The sequence below is a fragment of the Microbacterium sp. MYb72 genome, from assembly GCF_002979415.1.
GTDB lineage: Bacteria > Actinomycetota > Actinomycetes > Actinomycetales > Microbacteriaceae > Microbacterium > Microbacterium natoriense.
In genome coordinates this window covers 45,248-67,106 of sequence record NZ_PCOT01000002.1, presented here as the reverse complement: position 1 = coordinate 67,106, position 21,859 = coordinate 45,248, and the positions used below count along the sequence as shown (strand labels likewise).

Annotated in this window: 18 protein-coding genes; 11 read left to right on the top strand and 7 right to left on the bottom strand. The window is 67.0% G+C overall.

Annotation, left to right across the window (positions count from 1 at the left end; translation table 11 throughout):
- Positions 1-4: 4 nt before the first annotated feature.
- The 3 genes from CQ047_RS01365 to CQ047_RS01355 are packed head-to-tail and all read left to right on the top strand — an operon-like array spanning position 5 to position 2,713.
- Positions 5-610 (top strand): acyltransferase, encoded by a 606-nt coding sequence (locus tag CQ047_RS01365; protein ID WP_223587471.1) that lies wholly within the window; start codon positions 5-7, stop codon positions 608-610.
- Positions 610-1,704 carry a DegT/DnrJ/EryC1/StrS aminotransferase family protein gene (locus CQ047_RS01360; RefSeq protein ID WP_105672489.1) on the top strand — a complete coding sequence of 365 codons (1,095 nt, stop codon included), beginning with the start codon at positions 610-612 and terminating at the stop codon, positions 1,702-1,704. The genes CQ047_RS01365 and CQ047_RS01360 overlap by 1 nt, the downstream gene beginning before the upstream one ends.
- 1 nt (position 1,705) lies before the next feature.
- A complete protein-coding gene (locus CQ047_RS01355; protein ID WP_105672488.1) occupies positions 1,706-2,713 on the top strand; it encodes a Gfo/Idh/MocA family protein in 1,008 nt (335 codons plus the stop codon).
- A 59-nt stretch (positions 2,714-2,772) separates the two neighbouring features.
- On the opposite strand, the gene CQ047_RS01350 is transcribed toward CQ047_RS01355, so the two are convergent.
- Positions 2,773-3,750: a glycosyltransferase family 2 protein gene (locus CQ047_RS01350; RefSeq protein WP_105672487.1), complete on the bottom strand. Its 978-nt coding sequence runs from the start codon at positions 3,748-3,750 to the stop codon at positions 2,773-2,775.
- 7 nt (positions 3,751-3,757) lie between these two features.
- Positions 3,758-4,189, bottom strand: coding sequence for a GtrA family protein (locus CQ047_RS01345; RefSeq protein ID WP_181155796.1), 432 nt, complete (start codon positions 4,187-4,189; stop codon positions 3,758-3,760).
- Positions 4,190-4,304: 115 nt separating this feature from the next.
- On the opposite strand from CQ047_RS01345, the gene glf reads away from it, so the two are divergent.
- Positions 4,305-5,453: a UDP-galactopyranose mutase gene (glf, locus tag CQ047_RS01340; RefSeq protein WP_105672485.1), complete on the top strand. Its 1,149-nt coding sequence runs from the start codon at positions 4,305-4,307 to the stop codon at positions 5,451-5,453.
- A 59-nt stretch (positions 5,454-5,512) separates the two neighbouring features.
- On the opposite strand, the gene CQ047_RS01335 is transcribed toward glf, so the two are convergent.
- A complete protein-coding gene (locus CQ047_RS01335; protein ID WP_181155795.1) occupies positions 5,513-7,507 on the bottom strand; it encodes a glycosyltransferase in 1,995 nt (664 codons plus the stop codon).
- A gap of 226 nt (positions 7,508-7,733) precedes the next feature.
- On the opposite strand from CQ047_RS01335, the gene CQ047_RS01330 reads away from it, so the two are divergent.
- From CQ047_RS01330 to CQ047_RS01320, 3 genes are all read left to right on the top strand, one after another.
- Complete coding sequence (locus tag CQ047_RS01330) at positions 7,734-8,552, top strand: ABC transporter permease (protein ID WP_105672483.1); 819 nt, start codon at positions 7,734-7,736, stop codon at positions 8,550-8,552.
- Positions 8,552-9,298: an ABC transporter ATP-binding protein gene (locus CQ047_RS01325; protein WP_105672482.1), complete on the top strand. Its 747-nt coding sequence runs from the start codon at positions 8,552-8,554 to the stop codon at positions 9,296-9,298. The genes CQ047_RS01330 and CQ047_RS01325 overlap by 1 nt, the downstream gene beginning before the upstream one ends.
- A gap of 87 nt (positions 9,299-9,385) precedes the next feature.
- Positions 9,386-11,131 (top strand): DUF6798 domain-containing protein, encoded by a 1,746-nt coding sequence (locus tag CQ047_RS01320; protein ID WP_146114246.1) that lies wholly within the window; start codon positions 9,386-9,388, stop codon positions 11,129-11,131.
- Between the two features lie 192 nt (positions 11,132-11,323).
- On the opposite strand, the gene CQ047_RS01315 is transcribed toward CQ047_RS01320, so the two are convergent.
- The 4 genes from CQ047_RS01315 to CQ047_RS01300 form a co-directional block, all read right to left on the bottom strand.
- Complete coding sequence (locus CQ047_RS01315) at positions 11,324-11,911, bottom strand: hypothetical protein (protein WP_105672612.1); 588 nt, start codon at positions 11,909-11,911, stop codon at positions 11,324-11,326.
- 2 nt (positions 11,912-11,913) lie between these two features.
- Entirely contained in the window at positions 11,914-12,870 is a 957-nt protein-coding gene (locus tag CQ047_RS01310) for a glycosyltransferase family 2 protein (protein ID WP_105672480.1), read from the bottom strand.
- Positions 12,871-12,968: 98 nt separating this feature from the next.
- A complete protein-coding gene (locus CQ047_RS01305; RefSeq protein WP_258132423.1) occupies positions 12,969-14,249 on the bottom strand; it encodes an O-antigen ligase family protein in 1,281 nt (426 codons plus the stop codon).
- Between the two features lie 14 nt (positions 14,250-14,263).
- Entirely contained in the window at positions 14,264-15,679 is a 1,416-nt protein-coding gene (locus CQ047_RS01300) for an O-antigen ligase (RefSeq protein ID WP_105672478.1), read from the bottom strand.
- A gap of 88 nt (positions 15,680-15,767) precedes the next feature.
- Here CQ047_RS01300 and manA point away from each other — a divergent pair, with 88 nt between their 5' ends.
- The 4 genes from manA (at position 15,768) to CQ047_RS01280 (ending at position 21,855) form a co-directional block, all read left to right on the top strand.
- A complete protein-coding gene (gene manA / locus CQ047_RS01295) occupies positions 15,768-16,895 on the top strand; it encodes a mannose-6-phosphate isomerase, class I (RefSeq protein ID WP_105672477.1) in 1,128 nt (375 codons plus the stop codon).
- Positions 16,896-17,039: 144 nt separating this feature from the next.
- On the top strand, positions 17,040-17,357 hold the full coding sequence (locus CQ047_RS19025) for a WhiB family transcriptional regulator (RefSeq protein ID WP_105672476.1): 318 nt from the start codon (positions 17,040-17,042) through the stop codon (positions 17,355-17,357).
- 86 nt (positions 17,358-17,443) lie between these two features.
- Complete coding sequence (locus tag CQ047_RS01285; RefSeq protein WP_105672475.1) at positions 17,444-20,473, top strand: glycosyltransferase; 3,030 nt, start codon at positions 17,444-17,446, stop codon at positions 20,471-20,473.
- Positions 20,470-21,855 (top strand): DUF5719 family protein, encoded by a 1,386-nt coding sequence (locus CQ047_RS01280; RefSeq protein WP_105672474.1) that lies wholly within the window; start codon positions 20,470-20,472, stop codon positions 21,853-21,855. The genes CQ047_RS01285 and CQ047_RS01280 overlap by 4 nt, the downstream gene beginning before the upstream one ends.
- Positions 21,856-21,859 lie beyond the last annotated feature (4 nt).

Below are 21,859 nucleotides of genomic sequence, written 5' to 3'. Positions count from 1 at the left end.
GCCGGTGACGCGCGAGAACGTCCGCATCGTCCATTCCGCAGACGTGTCTGATGACGCAATCCTCGGCGTTGGATCCTCGGTGTGGCATCTCGCACAGGTCCGCGAGGGCGCACGGCTCGGCAGCGGTTGCATCATCGGCCGCGGAGCGTACATCGGCACCGGGGTCGTTCTGGGCGACAACTGCAAGGTGCAGAACTACGCGCTCGTCTACGAGCCGGCCGTCCTCGGAGACGGCGTGTTCATCGGGCCGGCCGTCGTGCTCACGAACGACACCTATCCGCGAGCGATCAATCCTGACGGTTCTCTCAAGAGTGCGCACGATTGGGAACCGGTCGGTGTCACGATCAAACGCGGTGCGGCGATCGGGGCACGCGCCACGTGCGTCGCTCCTGTGACCATCGGAGAGTGGGCGACCGTTGCGGCTGGAGCGGTCGTCGTCAAAGACGTTCCTGACTACGCCCTCGTGGCCGGTGTGCCGGCGAAACGGATCGGGTGGGTCGGCAAGGCCGGATTCCGTCTCGAAGACATCGGCGATGGTGTGTGGAAGTGCCCGGAGACCGACGCTCGATACGTCGAGGTCGAAGGGCACCTGACTGAGGAGAGTAACTGATGGACTTCATCCCCGCGGCGAAGCCGCTGATCGGAGACGAGGAGCGCGCCGCCGTCGACCGCGTGATGCGCAGCGGCATGGTGGCGCAGGGCCCCGAGGTCGCGGCGTTCGAGTCGGAGTTCTCCGAGCACTTCGTCCAGGGGCGTCCCGTCGTCGCCGTGAACTCCGGCACGTCCGGCCTGCACCTGGGCCTCCTGGCTGCAGGCGTCGGCCCTGGCGACGAGGTCATCGTGCCGTCGTTCACTTTCGCGGCGACCGGGAACTCGGTGGCGCTCACGGGCGCGACTCCGGTGTTCGTCGACATCGAAGCGGACTCGTTCACGCTTGATCCGGTCGCCGTCGCCGCTGCTGTCACCCCGCGAACCAAGGGGATCCTGCCCGTGCATCTCTACGGGCACCCCGCACGCATGAACGAGCTGGCGACGATCGCGGAATCCCGCGGCATCGCTCTCTATGAGGACGCAGCTCAGGCGCATGGGGCGGCTCTCGACGGGCGTCCCGTCGGCACTTTCGGCCAGTTCGCGATGTTCTCGCTCTACCCGACGAAGAACATGACCAGCGGCGAGGGCGGCATGGTTTCCACCGCAGACGATACGACGGCGCGTTCTGTGCGACTGCTCAGGAACCAGGGCATGGAGAAGCAGTACGAGAACGAGGTCATCGGCTACAACGCTCGCATGACCGACATCCACGCGGCGATCGGTCGCGTCCAGCTGACGAAGGTGGATGCGTGGACCCGTGCTCGTCAGGAGAACGCCGCATTCCTCGATGAGAACCTCTCGGGTGTCGTGACCCCGCCTGTGGCCGTAGGCGCGACGCACGTGTATCACCAGTACACGATCCGCATCGCCGAGGATCGTGATCGCATCGCGCAGGCGCTCCGTGAGGAGTACCAGGTCGGCAGTGGCGTCTACTATCCGATCCCGAATCACCGGCTGCCCTCGCTCGCCGGCTTCGCCCCGGGAGTCGACCTTCCAGAGACCGAGAAGGCCGCCCGAGAAGCACTCTCGCTCCCGGTCCACCCGTCTCTGTCCCGTGGTGACCTCGAGCGCATCGTTGAAGCCGTGAACGCTCTCGTCCGGGCAGGTGCCTGAGATGACGTCGCTGCGCGCTGGACTCGTAGGCGTCGGCATGATGGGGCGCCACCATGGCCGTCTCCTCCGCGATGTCGAAGGTGTCGAGCTGGTCGCGGTGGCCGATCCCGGTGGTGATCCTCACCGGGTGGCGACGGGGCTTCCCGTGTACTCCCACGTCAGCGAGCTGATCGACGCAGGCATCGACATGGCGGTCGTCGCGATCCCCACGCGGTTCCACGCCGATGCGGCCTTCGAACTCGCAGAAGCCGGTGTCCACACCCTTGTCGAGAAGCCGATCGCCGACGACAGCACCGTGGGGCGCCGCATCGCAGAGACCTTTGCCGCGCGGGGGCTCGTCGGCGCCGTGGGGCACGTCGAGCGTTTCAATCCAGCACTGCAACAGCTGCGGACGCGCCTGGAAGCCGGTGACTTGGGCGATCTCTACCAGATCGCGACTCGCCGGCAGAGCACTTTTCCCGGACGCATCGGGGATGTCGGCGTCGCCAAGGATCTTGGTACGCACGATGTCGACCTGACCGCGTGGGTCGCTCGCTCGACCTACGAATCGGTGTCGGCGCAGACGGCGTTCAAGAGCGGACGATCCCACGAGGACATGATCGCCATAACCGGCCGGCTGGGCAATGGCATGGTCGTGAACCATCTCATCAACTGGCTCAGCCCGATGAAGGAGCGCGTCACCGTCGTGACGGGCGAGCGAGGGACTTTCATCGCGGACACCGCGACCGGTGATCTCACATTCTTCGCCAACGGCACGGCCGCTCTCGAATGGGAGTCCGTGTCGGCCTTCCGTGGAGTCTCCGAGGGCGACGTGACGCGATTCGCGTTCGCCAAGAAGGAGCCTCTCAAAGCGGAGCTCGAAGCCTTCCGCGACGCGATCAAGGGCGAGGACACGGAGCTGTCGACGATGGCAGAAGCGGTTCACACGCTTGAGGTCGTCGAGGCTGCACTCGAATCCGCTGACAGGTCCGGTGCCGTCGTATCGCTCGGTGAGGCAGCTCTCAGCTGACAGCGAGGGAGAATGACAGTGGGGTGAGGATTCACGAATCCTCACCCCACTGTCGTACCTCAGCGTGATTCCGCGTCGCGAGGTTTGAACGGGGGATAGGTGGGCGTAGACGGGCTCGCCTGGATATCCAGCTGCAACGCGCTGATCAGCATCTGCGTTCCGAGCATAAGAGGCAGAGCTGCCAGCATCACGGTGCCGGCTGTCGCGATGGTCGAGCCCACGATCAGGAAGAGCAGCCAGATGCTGACGCCGAGGCCGAAGACGAACAGAACGAGTCCGAGGAACAGCAGCAGCGCGATCGGGGAGAACGACCAGAGCACGTAGCGGTACCACACTCGCGTCCAGAATCCGACGGTGAGCCGGTTCAGCAGCTCGGGGATGACCTTGCGCAGCTTGATGCTGGAGACTTCGTCGCCGTAGATCGCGGGGACGGGAACATCGACGGCGGGTACCTGGAGGATGTTCAAGTGGATCAGCAGATCGTTCTCGAAGCTGTAGCGCTTGGCGATTCTGCTCAGTGGCAGCCTGTTGAGGACCTCAGTGCGGATCGCTGTGTATCCGTTCTGAGGATCGAAGAGATTCCAGTATCCGGATGCGAGCTTGGTCATGAAAGACAGGAGGATGTTCCCGAAGATTCGGTAGCGCGGCATGCCATCGAAAGACTCCGGAGAGTAAAAGCGGTTCGCCTTGGCGAAGCCGTAGCCCTCGTCGGTCACCTTGTCCAGGAGTGGAGGAAGGTACTCAGGATCCATCTGAGCGTCACCCGCCATGATCACGTTGACGTCACTGCCCAGATCGAGGGCAGCTCGGTGTCCGGTCAGGATCGCCCCACCCACGCCCTGGTTCTCCTCATGGCGGATCAACGTGACGCGAGAATCTGAGACTGCTGCGGCAGCACCGCTTGTATCGTCGGGACTGCAGTCGTCGACGATGACGATGTGATCCACATAGTCCGGCATCGTCGTGATCACCTGAGCGATCATCAGCTCTTCTTTGTAGGCAGGAACGACTGCGGCTACTGTGGCGCCTTTGTACATCTTCTGACTAACCCTTGTCCTTCTTCGGGGCGAAAACCCAGTGGCGGTAAACGAAGTAATTCCAGATCGTCGTCGCCACGACGGCCGCGACCTTGCCGATGATCCAGGGCAGGCCGAGGACGCTGCCGAACCAGACGATCGCGGTCGTCGCAAGCGTGTTGAAGATCACCAGGACCGTGTAACGGAACACGCTCGGCGCTACGGAGCTGTCCGAGGAGAAGGCGAACTTGCGTTGCAGCGTGTACGTGACCGCGAAGCTCAAGAGGAAGGCGACGGCGGTGCTGACTGCAAGATCGATGCCGATCGCGTCGTGGAGGAGCCAGAGCAGCCCCGCGTCGAAGAGGAAGGCGAGCCCTCCCATTGTCAGATAGCGGACTGGGCCGAGTGCCCATAGCCGTGCGATCAGCGAGCGCGACGGAGACGTTGAGGTGGTGGACACAATGTCAATCATGCCAGGGAAAGCTCTACGAGCCTCTCAGGAGCGGACAGTGCGGCGTCGCCTAGTATGGAGCGGGCCCGCGCACAGACCGATGCGGATCCAGAAAGTGCGTCCAATGGATCTCCTCGTCGTAGGCTCCGGCTTCTTCGGCCTCACCATCGCAGAGCGGGCGGCGAATGCCGGCCGCAAGGTCACGGTCATCGACCGTCGCCACCACATCGGGGGCAACGCCTACAGTGAGGCCGATCCGGAGACAGGGATCGAGGTTCACCGATACGGAGCCCACCTCTTCCACACGTCGAACCCCGCCGTCTGGGAGTATGCCAACCGCTTCACCTCCTTCACGAACTACGTGCACCGGGTCTACACGACGCACAAGGGCACCGTGTTCCCGATGCCGGTGAACCTCGGAACGATCAACCAGTTCTTCCAGTCCGCATATACGCCTGACCAGGCCCGTGCGCTCGTCCGAGAGCAGGCGGGGGAGTTCGATGCGCGGACCGCGACGAACTTCGAGGAGAAGGGCATCGCCCTCGTCGGCCGCCCGCTGTTCGAGGCGTTCTTCCGCGACTACACGGCCAAGCAGTGGCAGACCGACCCGCAGAAGCTCTCCGGCGACATCATCAGCCGGCTTCCGGTGCGGTACACGTACGACAACCGCTACTTCAACGACACCTGGGAGGGACTGCCGACCGACGGCTACACCGCCTGGCTCGAGCGGATGGCCGACCATCCCAACATCGAGGTGAAGCTGGACGTCGACTACTTCGATGGGTCGCAGCCGCTGAACAGGAAGGCGACCGTCGGCCAGCTCCCGGTCGTCTACACCGGACCGGTGGACCGCTACTTCGACTATGCCGAGGGTGCGCTCAGCTGGCGCACTCTCGACTTCGAGCGGGAGGTCCTGAACGTGCGCGATTTCCAGGGCACAAGCGTCATGAACTATCCCGACATGGATGTGCCGTACACCCGCATCCACGAGTTCAAGCACTTCCATCCGGAGCGCAGGGCCGTCTTCGACTCGGACAAGACGGTCATCATGCGGGAGTTCTCTCGCTTCGCCGAGCGCGAGGACGAGCCGTACTACCCCGTGAACACCTCCAGCGATCGTGAGGGGCTGCTGGCTTACCGGGAGCTGGCCAAGGGCGAGAAGGACGTTCACTTCGGCGGACGTCTCGGCACATATCAGTACCTCGACATGCACATGGCGATCGGCTCTGCACTGTCACTTTGGAACAACGCGCTCCGAGGCGGCACGCGCTGACCGGAGCGTTTCTCCGCACGACGAGGACGGGCTCGATGAGAGCCCGTCCTCGTCGTGCGTCACGGGACCTCGATCTCCTCGTCGTCGTGCTCAGGCCGCGTCGACGGGACCCAGTCTTCGTTGCAGTAGTCGTCCTTGTAGACCGCCAGTCGGGTGAAGCCGATGAACGACTGCCACGCGTCCGAGAGACGGAAACGACTCGTTCCCGTCTCATGCCTGTTGCTGAGCTCGACGGGGACTTCGTGGACGACGATGCCCTGCTGCTCGGCTGCGAGTACGAGCTCCGTGGTCCACATGAGACCGCTTTCGCGGGAGAGATGAGCGAATTCACGACCCCACACGCCGTCGACCCAGAGCGTCCCCTGACTGTCGCCAACGCGCGACTGGAGGAGCGCAGCGCGAAGGAATCGGAAGATGCGCGATTGGATCGTCCGTAGGCGGCTCCGGGCGACGCGTGATTCGGGGTGGGCTTTCGACCCGATCGCCACCGCCGCTTCTGCTGGCAGCCTGGTGAACTCGTCGAGGTCGGTGAACCCGAACGGAAGATCGTCAGCCGTGAGAAGGAGCCGCGAGCCGATGCTCGTCTCCGCGCCTTTTCGCAGGGCCTCTCCGAGACCGGGTTCCGAGTGGGTGATGATGACGCTCGAGGGGTATCGCCACTCGCTCTCAATGCGGGTCAGGAGCTCGGTGGTTCCGTCTGTCGAGCCGTTCTCGACGACGATGATCTCATCTTCCGCGGTGAGTCTTCCCCCGAGGGCGTTCATCGTCTCTTCCAGGACGTCCACGCCGTTCCGGGTCGGTACGACGACGCTGAGACCGGAGGGCGGCATCAACGGCGAGGGCGAAGCACCCTCGTTGCGACGGCGTCCGCTGAGGCGCGTCCGCTCAAGCGAGCGGACGTGCGAGGGCATGGACGTGATCGACCAGACGATCGCGCCCAGAGCGACCGAGGCGAGCATTCCCAGCGTTGCCGAGAGCTGTGAGAACCCGTACAGGGTGGGAGGGCTCTCGATCGAGGCGACGAAGCCGAGCAGGAGCGACGGCAACAGGATCCAGGATGCTGCGGCGAGTGCTCGCCGCTGAGGTGCGCGCCGCGTGAGGGCGAGCACGAGGCCGATGAGGATGAAGCTGATCATCGCGCCGAAGTGCTTGATCACGAAGAGCGCACGCCTGAAGTACTCGTCAAAGGAATCCGCCGGGCTGCCGTCGCCCACGGGGAATGCGGCGGCGACGCCGCTCGGCTGCGTGAAGCCTCCGAGGAGCGCCCACAACATGAGGTACACGGCGACACCTATGAGGAGGGAGGCGAGTGCACCTCCGATCGATCGCCAGGCTCGTGTCCGACGGGGCGCGCGCCGCCACCACAGTGCCGACACCGCAACGGCGACCGCGAGCCCGGCGTACCAGTCGAAGAGCGCGAGGAAGCCTGCGAAGGCGCCGATTGCGACTGTGGCGATGAGCTGATGCGGGGTGCGGAGAGGGACAGTGCTGAGCAGCACGAGCATGGACAGGGCGAGGAACGTGAGCGAGGCGGGCAGGCCGAACAGAGCGGGGACGCGCAGGGCGGAGCTCTCGTCTGCGAGCCCGTACTGCGTTCCCACGAGGATCGTGCCGGAATTGAGCAACCAGACCAGCGGCGGAAGCATGATCAAGGCGTACCCGGCGCGCGCACGCCGGAAGATGCGGGCGACACAGAGCGGAAGCCACAGCATCGGGATCGCGACTGCGGCGGCTTGCGCGACTCCGAGTGCCGCGTACGGCGAGGAAGCGGATGCTCCGAAGAAGACGGCCACGAGCACGCTGCCGACGCCGGTGGCGTGAGACGTCGTCGTCCACACGGGAAGCGCGCCGGTCTCACTGAACGCTGCGAGTGCATCACGCAGCTGCGCGTCAGCGGCCGGCGCCCACGGCAGTGGCGGCATGTTCACCACCACGAGAAAGGAGAACACGGCCAGAACGATGCCGACGAGAAGGAGGAACAGGGTCGTCGACCTCGGCCACATCGTGTCGGCCTGAGGCGCGGCGCTGTGAGCGACCGGGGTGCTGCGAGTCATTGAGTCCATCCGATGTGCGTTTTGTCTCAGCTTACGGGAGGTCGCTCGTGAGCCGTTGGCACCACGGGCATCCCCGCCGACCCCGGTGAGGTGAGCCGTGCAAGCTGTTCCGAGCGATGACCGGTAGCCTGGCTTCGAGATTGCCGCGACCCGTTCGCGTTCGGCGGCCATCTGAGGTGTTCGCGGGTATCGAGGGATGCTCACCCAAGCGAGGGACTGAGGCAGCATGAGCAGGGCCATGACCGGGGCGCCGGGGACTCCTCGGCGATACATGCACTCGTTGTGGCTTCTGTCCGCTCGAGATCTCAAAGTCCGCTACTCGACCAGTCTTCTGGGCTACCTATGGTCGGTGCTGGATCCGCTGGTGATGAGCGCGATCTACTGGTTCGTGTTCACGCAGGTCTTCCATCGAGATGTTGGCGAGGAGCCGTACATCGTCTTCCTCATCAGCGCGTTGCTGCCATGGGTGTGGTTCAACGCTTCCGTCTCCGACTTCACGCGTGCGTTCAAGAAAGATGCGCGACTCGTCAGATCGACCGCGATACCCAGGTCGATCTGGGTCAATCGCATCGTGCTCAGCAAGGGTATGGAATACCTGTTCTCCCTTCCGGTCCTCGTCGTCTTCATCGTCGCGAACCTGATCTTCGAGAAGGAGCCGGCGCAGGTCGTGCAGATCGGATGGGGGATTCTGTGGATGCCCGTGGCAATGATTCTGCAGACGATCCTCCTCGTAGGACTCGGACTCCTCGTCGCGCCGCTGTGCGTGCTCTACGTGGACCTCGAACGCACGACCGCGCTGGTGCTTCGCGCGATGTTCTATGCGACGCCGATCATCTACAACGTCACCGACCTTCCGGGCGTCGCGCAGACTCTGGGCGCCTTCAACCCCCTTGCCGGCATCTTGATGTTGTACCGGATGCCGTTCTTCCCCGAGCAGTGGAACCCGTTCGCGTTGAGTGTGAGCGTGGTCATGAGCGTGGCGATCCTGGGCCTCGGCGCGTGGGTGTTCCGCGCGCTCGAGCGTCCGGTCCTGAAGGAGCTGTGATGTCGACTGCCATTGAAGTCGAGGGTCTGGGCGTGCGCTTTCGTCGGAACAGGCGGGGGAGGCGCAGCTTCAAAGACATGTTCGCCGGGGCGTCGAGGCGTTCTCTTCCGGGCGAGTTCTGGGCGCTGAGGAGAGTGTCCTTCACGGTGGCGAAGGGAGAGTCGATCGGCGTCGTCGGTCGCAACGGCCAAGGCAAATCGACGCTTCTGCGCCTCGTTGCAGGTGTTCTCCTCCCCGATGAAGGGACTGTCCGCGTCAATGGCGGGGTCGCGCCCCTCATCGAGATCACCGGGGGCTTCGTCGGAGACCTCACGGTGCGCGAGAACGTGCGGCTCACCGCGGGGCTTCACGGCATGTCGCGGGAGGAGGTCTCTCGGCGTTACGACGAGATCATCGGATTCGCGGAGCTCGCGGGCTTCGAGGAGACTCCCTACAAGCACCTTTCGAACGGGATGAAGGTGCGCCTGGCGTTCTCGGTGGTCTCGCAGCTTGATGAGCCAATCCTGCTCGTGGACGAAGTCCTCGCCGTCGGCGACAAGTCCTTCCGCGACAAGTGCTATCGGCGCATCGACGAGCTTCTCGCAGACGGGCGCACGCTGTTCTTCGTCAGCCACAACGAACGTGATCTGCGCCGGTTCTGCACTCGAGGGCTCTACCTGGACAAGGGAGCGCTCGTCCTCGATGGGCCGATCTCCGAGGTCCTCGGGCGATACAACTCGGACAGCGCCAATCGTTCCTCACAGTAGCTACGCGCGAGGATTGGGTAGGCTCTTCACGGCGCGTGAGTCCGACGTCGTCGAACACACATGAGCAAGTTTGGAAGAACCACGGCGATGCAGAACGAGAACGTTGAGACGGCCGAGACGCACGGACAAGTCTCTCGGAGGGCATACTTCCTCCGGAGGTACGGTCTAATCGGGCTTCTCACTGTGATCCTGGGGACGCTGGAGATCTGGAGCAACATCGGGAACGGCTACACAGCCGGGTGGGGCGATCATTTCGTCCTGTCACCGGAGGGAATCAGCTGGGCGCACCCTGGTGCGTTCGCGAATGACTGGTTCATGGAGGCGGCGCCCCAACCGCACTGGTTCTTCGATTTCATCACGTTCGCCGGTGAGTCCCTCGGCGTGCTCTCTGCCGTCTACGCGCTGTACTGGGCGTGCGGGCTCCTCGCGTTCGCGACGGCCACGACGATGCTTGCCTTCAGATTCGCACCGTCCGCACCATGGAGCGTCGGTATCGGCGTGACCCTCTTCGCAGGCATGTCCTCGTGGATGGTCGGTGGTACCGGGTCGCCCGTTATCGCGGTCGCGCTCCCCGCTGTGCTGTCCGGCAACCTGATCTATCTGCTCATCGCCTGCTTCCTCACGCAGCGCCGCGTTCTCGCGATGGTGATCGCTCCGCTCATCGCCGTCGTACATGTGCAGCAGGGATCGATCGCTGCAGTGCTGTTGGTCGGAGCGCTCGTCGCATACTTCATCACCGAGCGCCGCATCGACTGGAGATTGGCGGGAGCTCTCGGCCTGACCGGAGCCGCCGTGGCTTTCGGGCTGATCATTCGGCCGGTCGCTTCGAACCTCAAGGACTTCGTCAAGATCTGCGACCAGATCATCCCCTACCACTGCTCGGCTCATCTGTGGGGGTGGCAGGATCAGCTCTCTGCGCTGGGTCTCGTGGTTCTGTGCGTGCTCACCGTCACGCTGATGCCCCCCAAGCAGGTTCCGCTCTGGCTCGCCACGGTGGGGTTGGCAGCACTCGGCTACACGCTGGGGTTCATCGCCGACGCTCTCCGCATCCCCTTCTTCGGGGAACTCGCGCAGGGGGTCAACGTCTATCGTCTTGGTGCGGTCCTGCTCCCGTTCGCACTCTGGGGGGCCTTCGTGCCCTTTATCGGACGGATGTCACGACGTACATCATTGCCCATCCTGTTCGTCTGGCTCTTCGGCTTCGGGGCTCTGATTCTCGGGATCGGGTGGCCAGGCAACCTGAAGGTCCGCCTCGTCCTGTTCGGGCTGGTCGCGCTCGGTGTCGTGGCATGGGCCATGATTCAGCGGCGAAGTGGCCGTCACTCGCATTCGAACATCGTCTCGTTGTCTGCACTGTCTTTCGGCGTCCTCCTCGTCCTCGCAAATGCCCTCAACGGCGGCATGACCGTCCGCACCCCTCAGTTCGCGTTCATCTCGGATCCCAACCTCCGCACGTGGGGCGAGAACGTTCGAGACGCCGTGCCGACAGGGGAGATCATCATCGCGTCCCCGCGGACGGAATGGGTGAAGCTCGTCACGCAGCGCGCGGTTGTCGTGGATTGCAAGGATGTGCCCTACGGCGGCGAGGCGTGGACGCAGTGGAACGATCGTTTGGACGATCTCGGGGGCTGGCAGCAGTGCGTTGGTCCACTCCTGTATGACGCGATGTCTGCGGAAGAGCTCGTCGCTGCCGCAGACAAGTACGGGTCAGACTTCATCTCCATTTCCGCGAGCGTGCCCGAAGAGGTACCTGGTGACCTCGAGGATCTGGGGTGGCGGCCTGTCGTAGAGCCGGTCGGCGCCTCGGGAACAACGATCTATCAGCGCGGGTAGTACCGTTTCTGCGCTTCGCCACCTCGCGGGACGCTTCGTCGGTTCGGAATCGTCGTCAGAGGCGAGGCGGAGAGACCCACAGGGCGAGCGTGCGACGCGCCTCAACCCGAGGCGAAGAGGTCATGCGCGAGTCCATGCGAGGGCCAGAGACGCGGTGAGCGGCCTCACCGCGTCGTGTGGTCTGTGTGCGGCTCAGAGGCCGACGAGCGCAACGAGAGAGTTTGCCGCGCTGCGTGCATCATCGACCGCTCCGGACGTAGCGCCGCCCGAGACGACCGCGGTGCGGAGAGCGGCGAGCTTCTGCACATAGGCGTCGACGCCGTCGCGCCATGACTGCTCGATGGATGAAGGTGCTTGCGCATCCGACAGTCGCTGCCCGTCCTCCTGGAGAGTGTCGATCACGGACAGGGCATCCTGTCCGCCTGCTTGGGCGATGATATCGAGACCGCGCCCTGCATCTCCGAGCCAGCCGCCGACTTGCTGCCGGAACGCGTCGACGGTCGGATCCGCCGTGGGAGGCGTGCTCACGGGAGGGATCGAGGGAGAAGACGTCGGCGAGGACGAAGGAATCGGAGTCTCGGCAGACGACGGAGTGGGAGAGGAGGTCGCACTCGCACCAGGCGAAGGGGTCTCGCCGCGGGGGAGGAGGAAGAACAGCAGAACGCCGACGATCAGCAGAGCGGCGACCACGAGGCCGATCACGAGCCACACGCGTCCCTTGCGGGACGGCTTGGGCGGGATCGGCGCCCAGCGGAGCTCGGGCTGCGGTTCTTCGCTCATCGTCATGCCTCCAGTGGCGCCATGGGCTGCCAGGAGCGATCGCGGCTGAGCCGGCCGCCCTCCTTCAGCCCGCGGAAGAGGTTGCTGGTTCCGCGCACCGTGCGCTCGACGAAGAAGAGCCGGATGAGCTCCTTCGCGAACGTCATCGACGTGCCGAGACCGAAGAGTACCGGGTTGTAGTTGCCGTGCACGCGGTAGTACTTCTTGATGTACGCGCGGTTGCGCATGATGTAGAAGCGGTACGCGTTGCTCGAGGCGTTCATGTGGCGGATGCCCATGTCCCACTGCTTGATCTCGCGGGTGCGGCGCAGGACGAACTCGTCGACGATGACGGCAGTGGTCTTGCGGGAAGCGAGCCAGCCGTACATCTGGTCATCCCAGTAGATGAAGAACCGGGGGTCGGGGAGTCCGATCTGCGTCACGATCGAACGGTGGATGAACATGCCCTCGAAGCAGCCGCTGTTCATCTCCTTGAAGCCGGAGCCGTCGAATCCGGAGGGTGCGAACGGGATAGGGATGCCCATCCGTTCGGCGATGCGGTACTGCCAGTAGAACTCGCTGCCGTCGTAGTCGTAGCGGCGTCCCTGGATGCTCTTGAACCGAGGTGCCCACTTGCCCATCTTCGCCAGGCCGTCCGGCAGGACCTCGACGTCGTCATCCATCATCCAGATCCATTCGGACCCGAGTTCGTACGCGGTGCGCATGCCCTCGCTGAATCCGCCGGATCCGCCGGTGTTGGTGTCGAGGCGGCGATAGACCAGTTCGGTGCCCAGCCGCGGACGGAAGGAGTCGACGACCTCGGTGGTGTCATCGGATGAGGCGTTGTCGATGATCACGACGTGGCCGGGCTTCGGATCCATCGTGATGATGCTCTCGAGCAGGCCGGTGAGGAGGTGCGAGCGGTTGAACGTGACGATGACGATCGTCGCGGATGCCGGGTCGAAGGGGACGTTGGTCACGAGTGGGATCTCCGAAAGCTTTCGGCCCGCAGGACGCCGCGAGCGATCTCAAGCCTACCCGGCGCAGTTCAGAATCCCCCGAGGGCGCGGCGGGGCACTCAGCCCTCGGCGCGCAGGGTGGGGATCACGCCGGTCTGGGCGGCGTCGATGTTCTCTCGCCAGGAGCGCGACTGCCCGGCGCGCAGCGCGCACAGGACGAGCATGAACCAGCCGGCCCCGACGATCGTGAAGCTCTCGAACATGGACTCGACCGCCAGAGTCACGAGCATGAGGGGCGTCCAGGCGTACACGACCGAACGACGCACGCTGGCCACGAGCCAGGAGCGCACCAGGGCGACTCCGCCGAGCAGCAGGAACAGCACCAGACCTGCGGCGCCGAGCTGCAGCAGCACATCGAAGTAGGAGTTGAGGGCGCTCTGGTGGTGGTCGTCGAGCTGGAAGTTGATGTAGGTGAAGGGGTACTCGCCGCGTGCCCAGGAGCCGAACCAGCCCCAGCCCTGGATCGGCTTCACCGCGCTGAAGTCGAGGATCGTGTTCCACAGCGTCGCCCGGATGGAGAAGTCGGAGCCGGCGTCCATCAGCGCGATGATCGGATGCCGCAGCGCGAACGCGGCGGCGAGCGCCAGCGCGACGAGGACGCCGAGCACCCACTGCACGATGTTGCGTCGCTCTGCGGGGGCGTGCCGCACGATCGTAAGCGCGACGGTGACGACGCCGACGGCGAGGGCGAGGACCAGCACGGTGGGGGAGGCCGAGAGGATGGCCAGCATGGCGGCGAGGGCGATGGAGGGGATCGCGATGCGGGAGGTGAGGGATTGGGAGCGCCATTCGATCACGAAAGTGATCAGAGCGATGACCGTGACGAAGCCCAGCATGTTGCGGCTGCCGAAGATGCCCTGCACCGGACCGCCGCTGGCGAGGTCGCCCTGGATGCCGAGGAACGTGAACGGGATGTCGAGGAGGACCCCCGACAGGATCTCCAGCCCGAGCGAGATGAGCAGCAGCACGCGCAGCGTGTCGCCGAGTGCCCGCACGGTCTGCAGGGTGTCCCGGATGTGCCCGACCGTGATGGCGAGGAAGCCGTATCCGAACAGCGCCATCCAGCCGAACAGCGTGTCGGACCGGTCGGTGGTCCAGAGGACGCTGACGAGCGCCCAAGCGAGGAAGACGAGAAGGGAGGTGGGGGCGAGTCGCAGCAGCGACAGCTCCTCTCTCCGCACCCAGAGGATGGCCGCGCCGATCGCGCACAGCACGGCGAGGATCGTCGCCTGGGTCACCGGCGACGACATCCGCTCGATCGTGAACGCCGAGAACACGGCGGCGAGCACCGCGATCGTGAAGGCCCTGGCCATCTCGGCGGAGGTGAGCAGCCGCCTCATGCGCTGACCCGGCGTCACGGCACCCGCCGGCGCCGCTCGCCCCGCTCGATCACGTGCTCCCGCTCGCCGATGCCGACGAGCGGCGTGGTCTTGATCTTGAACGACAGCAGGATGAGCAGCATCCACCCCCAGAGCATGATCGGGGTCGACTCGGTGAGGCCCTGCACGAGCAGCGCGACGGTGAGCAGGCTCGGCAGCAGCGTCAGCGGAGAGTACTCGCGGTCGGACGCGAGATCCCACCGCGGGCGGTCGATCGCGAAGAACCAGGAGCGCCAGAGCAGGCTGAGGAACGCGATCGCCACGAGGACGAGACCGACGACGCCGAGCTGCATGAACACGTCGAGCCACATGTTGTGGGCGTGGAACACGGTGATGTCGTGGTCTTCGATCCACCCCGCGAATGCGGGATCGGTGGGGAGCCAGGGGCTCGAGAAACCGTTGCCGAAGACCGGATGCTCGGACGCGCGCTCGATGACGGCGGTCCAGATCTTGTTCGAGCGTCCGGTGAGGTCGGAGTCGCGGCCGAGGAGGGCGAGCAGGGGCTTCTGGAGGAACCAGACCGCGGCCGCCGCGATGGCCCCGCCGCCGAGGAAGACCACGTAGAGCCGGGTGCGGGCGCCGGGGGACTTCGCGCGACGCATCAGAAGCGCGACGACGAGGACGACGGCTGCGGCAGCGGCGCAGGCGAACGCCGTCGCCGACGAGGCGCGGAGCAGGAAGAACGCGGCCAGCAGCATCCACAGCGCGAGCGTGGTGCGCCAGCGGGCCCGGGCGGCGAACAGGACGCCGAAGGTGAGCAGGGCGAACAGGCTGATGATTCCCAGCAGGTTCGCGTTGCCGACGATGCCCTGGAGGCGCCCGCCGTCGAAGAGGTTGCCGCGCACCCAGTACCACTGCGGGTCGAGCTTGCCCTCCGGCAGGTCGGCGAAGTTGGGGAGAAGCGGAGCCTTGACGACCAGCGACACCCAGAGCTCCAGGAGGAGCGAAAGCCCGAGGATCCACTTGAAGGCGGACGCCATCGCGCGGATGATCTCGCGCCAGGTCAGGACATGGGCGATGAAGAGGGCGTTCACCGTCACCGTGGCGAGCAGGACCCAGGTGATCGCCGTCGCGAAGGGCCAGCGCGACCACGCGAGCGAGGCCAGTGCGAGCACGGTGTAGCCGATCGCGGACCACGGGAGCCGTCGCCAGGCGAACGTCTGCGGGCGATTCCTCGCGAGCATCGGGATGCCGATCGCGAGCGTCGCGACGAGGAACACGCCCAGCGTGATGCCCGCTCCCTCCATGCCGAGGAGGTTGTACACCGCGGAGTGCGCGAAGGTCGCGAACATCACGAGGATGATGTAGCCGCGCAGCAGGAGATGCCCCGTCGACTCGCGCTCTGGCGCGGTGGGCGGGGCGGAGATCGGGTGCTTCGTGTACTGCGCCATCGCGTTCAGGCTACCGCGCCGGGCTGGACTCTCACCTGAGCGCGGCGTCCTTTCTCGCGAGCGGCTTCCGTGGCTCTACGCTGGGGGCATGCTGCTGAGCCTGTCGAACACGCCCCGCGACTACGCCTGGGGATCCCGTACTCTCCTCGCCGCTCTCGAAGGCCGTGATCCCGCAGCGGGTCCCGAGGCCGAGGTGTGGTTCGGCGACCACCCCGGCGACCCAGCTGACGTGGCAGGCGGAGGGACGCTCGACGCCGTGACCGGCGGCTCGCTGCCCTATCTGCTGAAACTGTTGGCCGCGGCTTCGCCGCTGTCGATCCAGGTGCACCCCACGATCGCGCAGGCGCAGGCGGGGTGGGCGAGGGAAGCCGGGATGGATGCCGCCGACCCGCGACGCAACTACCGCGACGACAACCACAAGCCGGAGCTGATCGTCGCGCTGAGCGAGCGTTTCGAGTCGCTGAGCGGGCTGCGTCCCGTGGGCGACACGCTGCGGCTGCTCGCGCTGCTCGGCGACGGCCCCGGCGTCGCCGCGCTTCGGGATCGGCTCCTCGCCGAGGGGGACGTGCTGCGCGACGCGATCGGATGGCTGCTGTCGGGTGACGCGCGCACCGAAGTGGACGAGATCATCGCTGCGGTGCGCCACGCCGCCGCGACGAGCACGGGGGAGTGGGCCGAGGGACTGCGTGCGATCGCCGGTATCGCCGACAGCTACCCCGGTGACCCCGGTGTGGTCGTCGCACTGCTGATGAATCACGTCGTGCTGTCCAGGGGCGAGGGTCTCTTCCTGAGAGCGGGGCTCCTGCACGCGTACGTCTCGGGCCTCGGCGTCGAGATCATGGCCGCGAGCGACAACGTCCTGCGCGGCGGCCTCACGCCCAAGCACATCGACGTCGCCGAGCTGCTGTCCATCCTCGACACGACGCCGGGGGAGGTGCCGGTTCTTCGTCCCGCATCCGACGGAACGATCACCGACTACCCGGTCGACGTGCCGGACTTCGCCCTGCGTCGTGTCGTGCTGAGCGGAACCCCGGTGCGCGTCGAGGTGTCGGGTCCGACGATGGTGCTCGCGACCGGCGGTCGGGTGTCGGCGAGCACGGCGGATGGGGAGAGCGTCGACGTCGCCGTCGGCGCCGTGGCATTCGCAGGCGTCGAGGAGACCGCCCTGACGATCTCGGGCGATGGTGAGGCCTTCATCGCGACCCCCGGGCGCTGATCGCGACACGCCGATGCGCCGTCAAGAACCTTCAAGATCTGATTGAGGGTTTACCATCCGCGACTTGACCGCAGCGAATGACACGGGTGTAATTAGTTGAGCACGGCCCGCCGGGGGGCGGAGACAAGGGTTGGAGGGATCGACATGACGGGATACCGTTCCGAGGTACCGGAGAACTGGTTCGTCGACCCGGTCAACCTCGGAGTTCCAGGGGTTCGCAGTGTCCAGGCTGACGACGACAACGCCCTCGCCTGGCAGAGCGACGCACTGTGCGCGCAGACCGACCCGGAGGCGTTCTTCCCCGAGAAGGGCGGATCCACGCGTGACGCGAAGAGGATCTGCACCTCCTGCGACGTCCGCGGCGAGTGCCTCGAGTACGCGCTCAACAACGATGAGCGCTTCGGCATCTGGGGCGGACTCTCCGAGCGCGAGCGCCGGAAGCTCAAGCGCCGCGCCAGCTGATCCACCGCATCGCGCATCACCGCTTCGCGGGCGCGCCGCACCCGCTGCTCCAGCCGCCCCTTGTGCGCGCTTAGGCTGACGACGTCATGCCAGCCCGAGTACACGCCATCATCGTCGCGCGCCCCGGATCATCGGCCCGTGCCCAACTGCTCCGCACCCTGGACGCACTGCGCGCTCAGTCGACCCCGCCCGCGGCGATCACGCTCGTTGTGTGCGGTGATGCCGGATCCATCCGCCAGAGCGAGGTCGTCGCGGCCACGGTCGAGGGGATCATCGCAGCCCGCAGCGGCACGTCGTTCGCCGACGCCGTCGAGCTCGCACGTCCTCGTGTACTGGAGGGCAGCGCGATCTGGCTGCTCGCTCAGGACACCGCGCCTCACCCCCGTGCGCTCGAACGCCTCGTCGGCAGTCTCGAGCGCTCGCCGTCGGCGGCGATCATCGCGCCGAAACTGGTGCAGACCGACGACGATCGGGAGATCGTCTCGCTCGGCGTGGGCATGACCGCCCTCGGGCGCTCCGTGGAACTCGCCGCGGGCGAGCTGGATCAGGGGCAGCACGACGGCAGGGACGATGCGCTGGGGGCCGACATCCGCGGCATCCTGATCCGCGGGGAGGTGCGCGACGCCCTCCGGCCGGATCGCGCGCTCGCGGGGGCGGACGAAGGCCTCGACCTCGGCGTGCGCGCGCGTCTCGGCGGGGGCCGTGTCGTCCTCACGCCCTCCGCGCGCATCGCCGTCTCACCCGACGGTCCTGCCGCGCTGCCTGCAGGGGGCGCCCGTCGTGCGTACGCGACCAGGACGGCCCAGCTGCATCGGCGTCTCGCCTACGCGCCGGCGATCGCGCTCCCGCTCCACTGGCTGACCCTGCTTCCTCTCGCTCTCTGGCGGTCGATCACCCATCTCATCGGAAAACGCCCTGAGGCCGTCGCTCCGGAATGGGGAGCAGCGCTGACCGCGATGTTCCGCTTCGGCGCCGTCAGCCGCTCGCGGCGCGGCATCCGCTCCTTCCGCACATCGAGCTGGGCGAGCGTCGCCCCTCTCCGCGTCACCCGTGGCGACCTCCGGCGCAGGCTGGACGACGGCCACGGAAGCGAGGGCGGCGCGGTCAGCGAACTCCGCTTCTTCTCGGGTGGTGGGGCCTGGGCCGTGCTCGCAGCTCTCGTGGTGAGCATCGCGACGTTCACGACCCTCCTCGCCTGGCCCGTGCTGGGCGGCGGCGCTCTGCTGCCCTTGCGCACGACGGTCGCGGCGCTGTGGGCGGATGCGGCGTGGGGCCTGCGCGGCGTCGGCGTCGACCTGATCGGACCGGCGGATCCGTTCGCGGCCGTCGTCGCCGTCCTCGGCTCCCTGTGGCCGGCCGGACCGTCCTTCTCGCTCGTGCTGCTGTGGATCCTCGCTCTGCCGCTCGCCGTCCTCGGCGGCTGGTTCGCGGCCACCCGGGTGACGGATCGCTCCGGGCTGCGGATCTTCGCCGGCGTCGTCTGGGCGCTCGCGCCCACCTTCCTCGCCGCGCTCATGGACGGGCGTCCCACCGGCGTCCTGGTCCACCTGCTGCTTCCCTGGCTCTTCCACTCCGCCGTCGTCGCGCACCGCTCCTGGGGAGCAGCAGGCGCGGCATCCCTCCTCTTCGCAGCGGTCGCCGCCTGCTCGCCCTCTCTCGCCCCGGCCCTGCTCCTGCTCTGGGTGGTCGCGATCGGCATCACCCTCGGCGGCGCACGCATCCGGGGCGCGGTGCGGCTGCTCTGGCTGCCGGTGCCCGCGATCGCACTGTTCGCGCCGATCGTCATCTGGCAGCTCCGGCACGGCAGCATCCTCGCTCTCCTCGGCGATCCCGGTCAGATCTGGGCGGGTCCGCAGGCCGGCGCCGACGCCGCAGGGCGCCTCGCCCTCGCCACCGGCTTCCCCACGGCATCGTTCGGAGACTGGACCGCCGTGGTGGGAACGCCGCTGGGCACATGGGCGGGCGTCCTGCTCGCCCCGCTCGCGCTCCTGGCGCTCGCCTCGGCCGTGGCACCGCGATGGCGGGCCGGGATCACGCTGCTCGTCGTCTCGCTGGCGGGGCTCGCGACCGCGTTCCTGGCCGTCGGCATCGCCGTCTCCTTCGCCCAGGGGACTCCCGTCGCGATCTGGCCCGGGGCCGGACTCAGCCTCGCCTGGATCGGCCTGACCGGGGCCGCTCTCGTCACGCTCGACACCATGCTCACGATGCCCCGCGTGCGCGTCGTCGCCGCGGTCGTATCCGCCCTCGCCGTCCTCGTCTGCGCCGTACCGTCGCTGCTCTCGTTCCACGGCGAAAAGCCGGTGCTCACCGACGGTCCCTCCTCGACGCTCCCCGCATATGTGGCGGCGCAGGCGGAGGGCGAGAAGCCGGTCGGAACGCTCGTCCTCACCCCGCAGAACGACGGAGGTCTCGCGGCGGAGGTCGCCTGGGGCGTCAGCGAGACGCTCGGAGCGCAGAGCACGATGCTGACGACAGCGACCGACATCCGCGGAACCGACATCACCACGCTCTCCGTCGATCTGCTCTCGGCGCGCGATTTCGACGCCGCGGGGAAGCTCGGAGAACTCGGGATCGGATACGTCCTCCTCGCGAAGGTCGCAGACGGGGAGGGGGATCGCGCGCTCACGCTCCGCACGTCGGCGGTCACCGCCCTCGATCAGCGGGCGGGCTTCGTGCAGGCCGGCAACACCGCGCGCGGCGTGCTCTGGCACCTCGAAGCGGATGCCGCCGATCGGGCCGAGCCCTCCGCGAGCGAGCACGCGACGGCGCGCCTCGTCACGACGGTGCAACTGGTGCTGGTCTTCGCCGCGCTGCTGCTCTCCATCCCCACGCGCTCCTCCCGCCGCGCGGCCCGTGCGCAGTCGCGCATCGCGGGACGCACGCCGGACGAGCCGATGGTTCTGCCGCGACACGCGGAGGACAGGGAGTTCGAAGACGCCTACCCCGCGGGCGAGCCCGCACCCGATGATCGCGCGACTCAGGATCCGGAGCCGGTCGATGACCCGCAGCCGACGGATGCCGGCGCAGAGACGGCGCCGACCGATGCCGGTGAGGAGCCGGAGCCGGACGAGCCGATGGTGCGGGATCGCACCGAGACGCCGGAGGAGGAACGATGAGCGGCAACCGGACGATCCGCGTGGTGGCGACGAGCGCCCGCCTCCTCACAGGGGCCGCGGTGGCCGTGGCCTGCGTGGCCGGGGTGGTCGTGGCGATCACCGCGCCTTGGCCGTCGGTGTCCTCCCGACCCGCGCAGGCGGAGGTGACGCCGCTGCCCGGCGACACCGTGCTCGTCTGCAACGGCGACTTCCGCGCGCTCGGGCGTGACACATCCGATCCGCTCCGCATGGACTCCGCGGCGAGCCCCCGCTTCACCATGGAGGGCACCGAGGGCGAACCGGAGATCGGCTCGCTGACCGCGGGAGACCTCGCGGGCGCCGGTGAGGTGCGCCGTCTGACCGGGGCCGTCGAAGGGCGGAAGGCGCCGCTCATCGGCGCGACGGAGTCGGTGACGCTCCAGGCGGAGGACCTCTCCGGATTCGCGGCGGCGCCGTGCCGCGAGGCGAGCACGGAGTCCTGGCTCATCGGCGGGGCCGTCGTGACGGGCGCCGAGGATCTCGTCGTTCTGACGAACCCCGGTGCGGTGCCCTCCACCGTGACCCTCACCGTGTACGGGACCACGCGCACGTCGACGACGTCGATCGTCCCCGCAGGCGCCCAGGTCGCGCTTCCGCTCGCGGCGATCGCCGGCGGCACCGCTGCTCCCGTGGTCAATGTCACGGCCACCGGGTCTCCGGTCCGTGCGGTTCTGCAGTCGTCGCTCATGCAGACCCTCGACCCCGTCGGCGTGGATCTCCAGGACGCCGTCTCCGCCCCGCAGCAGCATCCGGTGATCCCCGGGGTGCAGATCTTCCAGAACGAGGGCGACGACAGCTCCGCCAACATGCTGCGGCTCTTCTCGCCGGAGACCGAGACCCAGGCCACCGTCACGATCCGTGCGGTCGGCGACGTCGAGGCGTCGGCGGTGTTCCAGATGGACATCCCCGCAGGGGTCGCGACCGATGTCGGGCTCCCCGACCTCGACCCGGGCCTCTACACCGTGCAGGTCGACGCGGAGTCCGCGGTCCTGGCCGGCGTGCGCGTGCAGGACGGTGCAGGTCCTGGCAGCGACTTCGCCTGGGCGATGCCCGCACCGGAGTTCACCGGTGAGACTCTCGTCGCCGTGCCGTCGGGCCCTGCCGCCGTCCTCGTCCTCACGAATGACGAGGCCGAGGACGTGCAGGTCACCGTCGGCCCGGTGGGCGGAGGCGGAGGGGAGGAGCAGGTGACCGTGCCCGCTGGCTCTTCGGCGTCGGTCGACGTGACCGACGGCACCGTCTACTCGGTTCGCAGCGCGGCGCCCGTGCACGCGTCGGTCTCCATGACCGGTGACGGCGCGCTGGCGGTCTGGCCCGTGTGGCCCCCTGCAGGGGCGGAGAAGAGCGTCGTCGTCTACCCCTGAGCCG